6 protein-coding genes are annotated in these 4,568 nt (G+C 68.3%); 3 read left to right on the top strand and 3 right to left on the bottom strand.

Annotated elements, in window-relative coordinates; translation table 11 throughout:
* Positions 1–366 (top strand): hypothetical protein (locus ETD83_RS39660; protein WP_205718151.1); only part of this gene is annotated, 366 nt, incomplete at its 5' end.
* A gap of 22 nt (positions 367–388) precedes the next feature.
* On the opposite strand, the gene ETD83_RS39655 is transcribed toward ETD83_RS39660, so the two are convergent.
* On the bottom strand, positions 389–658 hold the full coding sequence (locus ETD83_RS39655; RefSeq protein ID WP_138650401.1) for a pentapeptide repeat-containing protein: 270 nt from the start codon (positions 656–658) through the stop codon (positions 389–391).
* Positions 659–825: 167 nt separating this feature from the next.
* Positions 826–1,455 carry a TetR/AcrR family transcriptional regulator gene (locus ETD83_RS39650; RefSeq protein ID WP_138650400.1) on the bottom strand — a complete coding sequence of 210 codons (630 nt, stop codon included), beginning with the start codon at positions 1,453–1,455 and terminating at the stop codon, positions 826–828.
* A gap of 112 nt (positions 1,456–1,567) precedes the next feature.
* On the opposite strand from ETD83_RS39650, the gene ETD83_RS39645 reads away from it, so the two are divergent.
* Complete coding sequence (locus ETD83_RS39645) at positions 1,568–2,566, top strand: NADPH:quinone oxidoreductase family protein (protein WP_138650399.1); 999 nt, start codon at positions 1,568–1,570, stop codon at positions 2,564–2,566.
* 100 nt (positions 2,567–2,666) lie between these two features.
* On the opposite strand, the gene ETD83_RS39640 is transcribed toward ETD83_RS39645, so the two are convergent.
* Complete coding sequence (locus tag ETD83_RS39640) at positions 2,667–3,242, bottom strand: CGNR zinc finger domain-containing protein (RefSeq protein WP_138650398.1); 576 nt, start codon at positions 3,240–3,242, stop codon at positions 2,667–2,669.
* Between the two features lie 104 nt (positions 3,243–3,346).
* Between ETD83_RS39640 and ETD83_RS39635 the strand changes: the two genes are divergently transcribed.
* Positions 3,347–4,519 carry an epoxide hydrolase family protein gene (locus ETD83_RS39635; RefSeq protein WP_138650397.1) on the top strand — a complete coding sequence of 391 codons (1,173 nt, stop codon included), beginning with the start codon at positions 3,347–3,349 and terminating at the stop codon, positions 4,517–4,519.
* Positions 4,520–4,568 lie beyond the last annotated feature (49 nt).

The following is a 4,568-nucleotide window of genomic DNA, read 5'->3' as shown; positions in this document are numbered from 1 at the left end:
GCTAACCCCGACCCCGGAGACCGCCCCGGCCCAATGCGCCTCGCCGCGGACACCGGACGTAGTCCGACCAGGCATGGAAGCGCGCCGGTGTCCAGCGCATTCACAATGCTTGGCCTGCCGTACGGTGTCGGCGCATCAGTTCGACGGCGGCTCGGGACGGCTGTCGGGACGCTTGAGCTGGGGATCTCCATCAAGATCGCGGCCGTCCCGCAGCCTGGTGTTCTCGGGACGCTCGCCATCGACGACGCCACCGAAGACCACCAGCGCGAGTGTGAAAAGGTCGCGGTCGCGGCCCTAGCGAGGAGCCACCGCGGGTTCTGCGAAGGCGCGTCCATCGCCCACCGTGAAACGCTCCTGCGGCTCTGAACCTCGACGGCCTGCTCCACGATCAGAATCGGGTGCGCTCGTCCACCCGCGCCACCGCCCGGATCTGCTGCTCCGACATCCCGATCACCCCTCGCAGGTCCGCGCCTCGCAGGCTCGCGCCCCACAGCTTCACGCCCTTAAGGTTCGCGTGGTGCAGGACCGCGTTCGCCAGATTCGCGTGCTCCAGGTCCGCGCCCGTCAGGTGCGCGCCCGTCAGGGCCGAGTCCAGCAGGACGGTGCGTCGCAGATTCGCTTCCAGCAGGTTCACGCCCTTCAGGTCCGGCCCACTCAACCGGCTTGGCGAGTTCGTACTGTGCTTTGCGCTGCAGACGTCCCATCCGCTTCACGGCAGACCAGTCAACGGCGTCCGCCCCGGCCCCCGCTGGCAAAGCGCCACATCCGTCCGACCTCCATCGCGTCCGATGCCCGGACGGGGCGACTTCCCCTACGCCGGGAGTGTCACCCGTCGGGCTGGCGGGACGGGGTGGAGGTGAGGGTGTTCCAGGCGGCCATTGCGCAGGTTATTACCGCTTCTAGTTCGGGGCGGGTGGCGCCGTCGCGGGCCTGGACGGATAGGCCCTGCACGACGGTGGTGTAGTAGCGGGCGATGGCATCGAGATCGGCGGGCGGCGCGAGGAGGTCGCCGTCGGTGACGCCTCGGGCGAGCCGGTCTTTGACGGTGCTGAACATGTCGCGCCGCAACTCGGCCAGGAATTCCCGGACCTCGTGGTTCTCCACGGCGCCGGTCGGTGAGGCGAGGATGAGCATGCAGTAGTGCGGTGCGTCCGGACGGGTGATCTCGTCGGCCGTGGCGCGGAGCATGGCGTGGATCGCGGCGCGGGTGGTCGGGTGTTCGTGCAAGGCACTCCTGGGCCGCGCGCCCGAGGTCATGCCGTAGAGGGCCATGACCTTGCGGAACAGTTCCTGCTTGCTGCCGAAGCAGGCGTAGATGCTGGCCGAGGCGATCCCCATGGCCTGGGCCAGGTCGTTGAGCGAGGTGCCCTCGTAGCCCCGCTCCCAGAACAGGTCCAGCGCGGTGCGCAGGGCGGTGTCGGGGTCGAACGTGCGCGGCCTGCCGCGAGCAGCCATCGAGCGTCCCTCCGGATTTCTTTGTCGTTCGATCAACTTTACCTTGACCCACGCCGCGGTGCCGTGGGACGGTTTCTTGGCCGTTCGACAAACAAATAGGAAGGCGGCTGCCGTGAGCATCCCGTCCACCATGCGCGCCCTGCAGCAGACGTCGCTCAACGGCCCGCAGGACCTGCGCCTGATCTCGGATGCGCCCGTACCGAAGCCGGGGCCGGGCGAGGTCCTCATCCGGGTCACCGCCGCTGGGGTCAACTTCGTCGACGTCTCGCAGGCACGCGGTACGTTCGCGGGCGGCCCGCAGCCGCCTTACGTGGCGGGCATCGAGGGTGCCGGGGAGGTCATCGCCGTCGGCGAGGGGGTGTCCGAGTTGGAGCCCGGCGCCCACGTCATCGGCGTCGGCATCGGAGGCGGCGCCTTCGCCGAGTACATGGTGCTGCCCGCCGTCGCGGCGATCCCCGTCCCGGCGGGGTGGACGGACGAGCAGGCGCTGGGGCTGGTCGTGAACTGGCCGACCGCGCTGGCGGCGCTCAAGCCGCTGGGCGGCGTCACCGCAGGTCAGACCGTGCTGATCCACGCCGCGGCCGGAGGGACGGGCCAGGCCGCCGTGAAGATGGCCAAGCACTACGGCGCGACGGTGATCGCCACGGCCTCGCCGGGCAAGCACGAGGTAGTACGGGCCTTGGGCGCCGACCACGTCATCGACTCCCGCGCCGCCGCCCTCAGCGCCGAGGTTCTGGCTCTCACCGGCGGCGCGGGCGCCGACCTGGTGCTGGAGTCGGCGGGAGGTGCCACCCTGGACGCCAGCCTGGCCGCGACCAAGAGGGTCACCGGCCGCGTCGTCGTCTACGGCCTGGCAGGCGGGGCAGCCTCGATCACCAACTGGGACCTGGTCTACAAGCATCAGGTCCACGTCATCGGCCTGAACATCGGCATCCTGATCCAGGCCGCACCGCAGATCTTCGGCGAGGTCATGGGGCAGTTGTTCGGGCTGCTAGCGGCCGGAGTGCTCGGGCCTGGCCAGCCGGCCGTTTATGACCTGGCCGAGGGCCCCAAAGCACTCACCGAACTGGAAGCGCGAGCCACCATCGGCAAAATCGCGCTGCTCCCCTGAACAGACCGTGCCGCCGAATGGCATCCCGTACGCGCCATGGACGCGCCGAGGTCAGCAGGCTGGCTCGTTTTCGACCTGATCGGCGGGGGTGTCGTAGCGATCACTGCGCTGATCTGGAGTGTTTGCGCTGGTTGGCGTTAAAGCGCGCCTTCTTCTGACGATTCCCGCACGTGTTCATCTCGCACCATTTGCGGGTGCGGCTTTGGCTGGTGTCGAAGAAGGCGGCCTGGCAGGTCGGTGATGCGCACAGGGCCAATCTTCCGTCTCGTTCGCCCGCGATGATGCTGATCGCATCGGCGGCGATCACGCTGAGGGCGTCCTCCACGCAGGAACCCGAGCTGAGCCGCCACTGCCGCTTGCCCTCGGGTGTCAGGATCGCAGCGGCCCGACCCTCAGCACTGCGGTCATTGATGACTTGGACGGCAGATGCAGGGAGAGCGTCCTGGATCGCGGCCGCTGTCGCGGCGAGGTGAATCGACTCCCTCAGTTCCCGGGCGAGGTCGAGCTGGGCAGTGGTGCAGGAGTCCACGGCGAGGCCGCTCACCGCCAGCCAGTCGACGAGTCTCTGCGGCGTGGGAATGCGCTCCACGGCGTCGCCATGACGCTCCGTCAGAGTCGCCGTGAAGCTGGTCGCCAGCACGCTACCGAGGCGGAAGTCAGGGAAACCGGCACGCATGGAACCATCTTAGCCGGTTCCACGTTGACCTGATGGCATGCTAGAACCGTCTTAGACGGTTCGTGCCAGGTCGCAGCCGGTTCCGCGATGGCCAGGAGGTCCTCATGCCCCGTCCGACCAGCGACGTGCAAGCATTTGAAGCCCGCGCGACCGACGCCGACCTCGACGATCTGCGCGCGCGGCTGGCCGCCGCGCGGCTACCGGAGGCCGAGACGGTGTATCGCGCCGCGCCCGGCCCCCGCCGATGGGAACAAGGCGTTCCTCTCGCCGACCTCGTCGAAGTCGTGGACTACTGGCGCACCGGGTACAACTGGCGGTCGTTCGAAGAGCGCCTTGACCGTATCGGCCAGTTCCGCACGACCATTGACGGTCTGGGAGTCCACTTCCTGCACCGCCGGTCCGCGCGCGCAGACGCCACTCCTCTGATCCTGACGCACGGCTGGCCGGGCAGCATTGCCGAGTTCATCGATGTCGTGGACGAGCTGGCAGATCCGAAAGATGCGGACGCGCCGGCGTTCCACGTCGTGGCCCCGTCGCTGCCGGGCTTTGGTCACAGCGACAAGCCGACCACCACCGGGTGGGGAACAGAAAAGATCGCGGCCGCATGGGTGGAACTGATGGGCAGGCTCGGCTACAGCAGGTTCGTAGCCCACGGCGGCGACTGGGGCGGCAATATCACCACGGTTCTCGGCGGCAGGTTCCCGGCGCACGTTCTCGGCATCCACACGACGTTCGCGGAGGCACCGCCCGGGCTGACAACGGACGGGCTGACGGAGGTCGAGCGCAAATGGACCGAGGAGACCCGAGACTTCTGGCGCCACCGCGCGGCGTACGCGAAGCAGCAGGCGGCCCGGCCGCAGACCATCGGGTACTCGCTCGTCGACTCACCGGTCGGGCTTCTTGCCTGGCTCCTCGACAAGTTCGCCGAGTGGTCGGACACCGAAGACAGCCCGTTCGAGACGATTTCCAGAGACCGCATTCTTGACGACGTCACCCTCTATTGGCTGACGCGGACCGGCGCATCGGCGGCCCGCATCTACTACGAAAGCCACAACTCGCTCGACCCCGAACTTCGGGTCGACATCCCGTCAGCGATCACTATGTATCCCCGCGACATCGAGAAAAGTCCGCGCCCCTGGGCCCAGGAGCGGTACCGGCGGATCGTCCGATGGAGGTCGCTCGAAAGCGGCGGACATTTCCCGTCGCTGGAGGTTCCCGAGTTCTTCGTCAAAGATCTGCAAGAGGGTCTCGCGGCAGTGCTGGCCGCTGACCGGTGAACGCGGGCCGGCGATGTCCGGCGGCAGGGTCAGGTGGCGGGGCGGTCGG

The sequence above is a fragment of the Actinomadura soli genome, from assembly GCF_005889715.1.
Lineage (GTDB): Bacteria > Actinomycetota > Actinomycetes > Streptosporangiales > Streptosporangiaceae > Spirillospora > Spirillospora soli.
The sequence above is the reverse complement of the archived record's forward strand: the minus strand, read 5'-3'. Positions and strand labels throughout refer to the sequence as shown.